The sequence below is a fragment of the Pantoea rodasii genome (genome assembly GCF_002095465.1).
GTDB lineage: Bacteria > Pseudomonadota > Gammaproteobacteria > Enterobacterales > Enterobacteriaceae > Pantoea > Pantoea rodasii.
Genome location: NZ_MLFP01000056.1, coordinates 1 through 1,492, shown reverse-complemented (window position 1 = coordinate 1,492; position 1,492 = coordinate 1). Strand labels below are relative to the sequence as shown.

Sequence of the window (1,492 nt, the reverse complement as noted above, 5' to 3'; positions counted from 1 at the left end):
AGCCCCTTTGCCTGCTCCAGCGCCGCGATGTCATCGGCCACGGAGGCCTGTGCCAGCACCGGCAGCAGCACCGCAGCCGCCAGCAGAACCTTAAGCCTCATGATGACCTCCGGGTCCGCGGCGCGCGCGGCGGTACGCCATGACTTCCGTGAAAATACCCAGCGCCATCAGGGCAAAACACGCCACCGACACGACGATTAGCACGTCATAGGTCAGGCTCACGGAATACGCCAGCAGCTGGCGCAGGCAGTTGAGGATGATGCCCGCCATAAACAGCGTGACAATAAGGGGGAGTCTGTTCATTACGTTTATCCTTGTGCACGGCGACGTAGCGCCCACGTCGCCAGGCTTACGGTGAGAGAAAGCAGCACGCCACACTCATACAGTGACAGCAGCGTGCCGTCAGTCCGCGCCGCCCACGCCTCTGCACTAAGCGGTGACTTAATGCAGGGTGCAGGCATCGTGTCCGTCTGTAAATCTTCCGGCGCAGGCGCCCCCTGAGGAAGTGTAGTCGCAGGCGGGGTCTGCGAAGCGCAGTCCCACACCTGCCCCGGCGGCGCGTTACGCACCAGATTTTCAGCGGCGTTAAGAAGCATTCTGCCGGCGCTGCCCGCATTGTGTGACATCAGTAAAAACAGCAGAAAGAACAGCAGCGCCGGGTGGATAACCAGCGTCTGCAGCAGCAGGTTCGGCAGCCCCCGGGCAGCGCGCAGCCGCCCGTGCCAGACGGGTGAAAACGTCAGCATCACTCAGTCCTCAGAAGTTAGGTTTAAAGCCGGTGGCCACGTTGAGAAAGCGCTTTGCCAGATCGTCCTGCGTCATAAAGCCGTAGGCGAGCGGGCGGAAGCTTTTTGACTTCGGGTCAACCAGGAACAGCGCGGGGAAGTGGGTGATGCCCATGCGCGCGCTCTGCCCGCCGTCCTGACGGCTTTCGGGCACCTGCGGCGACACCGTGCCGTCCACGCTCACCGGTATCAGCGAGACGTGGCGCAGGCGGGCAAAGTCCGCCACCACCCCCGCCATCTGCGCGTCTATGGGGTCCCCGCCCCGGTAGAAGTAGAACAGACCGTACTGTCCGGCGAGTTCGCTGATGGCCTGCGTCTGCTCCTCCTGGTCACGGGCCTGCTGCAGCGGCGCGGTGCTGTTGTAGTGCGGGTGCTCGAGGTTGTAGTCGAGGTCCGGGTGGTCAAGCTGCGCCACCGCGAACGACTGGCTGAACATCGAGGCCCGGTCGGTCCAGAACTTCTGCCAGCGCAGGAAGGTGGCCGTGTTCTCCGCTGACGGGTGCAGGATGGCGTTGTTCAGCGCCTCCTTCGTGTAGCCTTTCAGCACGTCAGCCTGCTCCGAGGGCGACAGCCGGCTGAAGTCCGGCACCCGCGGCGCGGGCTGTGGCTTCGGCGCGGGCGGGTCCGGCTTTTTCTTCGGTTCGTTGTACCAGTGCCAGCCGGTGAACGGATCGGCCGGCGTCAACCACGCGTCGGCGGGCGGCGCG

Annotated in this window: 3 protein-coding genes; all 3 read right to left on the bottom strand. The window is 64.3% G+C overall.

The annotated features are described in order from the left end of the window. Positions 1–90: 90 nt before the first annotated feature. Entirely contained in the window at positions 91–303 is a 213-nt protein-coding gene (locus HA45_RS23285; protein WP_100701697.1) for a hypothetical protein, read from the bottom strand. 5 nt (positions 304–308) lie between these two features. Continuing rightward, positions 309–746 carry a hypothetical protein gene (locus HA45_RS23280; protein WP_100701696.1) on the bottom strand — a complete coding sequence of 146 codons (438 nt, stop codon included), beginning with the start codon at positions 744–746 and terminating at the stop codon, positions 309–311. 10 nt (positions 747–756) lie between these two features. Further along, positions 757–1,492 (bottom strand): type-F conjugative transfer system pilin assembly protein TraF (gene traF, locus HA45_RS23275; RefSeq protein WP_128599093.1); only part of this gene is annotated, 736 nt, incomplete at its 5' end.

Excerpts from the sequence above, each read along its gene's own strand:
- HA45_RS23280 (WP_100701696.1), bottom strand. The coding sequence starts at position 746 with ATGCTGACGTTTTCACCCGTCTGGCACGGGCGGCTGCGCGCTGCCCGG.
- HA45_RS23285 (WP_100701697.1), bottom strand. The coding sequence starts at position 303 with ATGAACAGACTCCCCCTTATTGTCACGCTGTTTATGGCGGGCATCATC.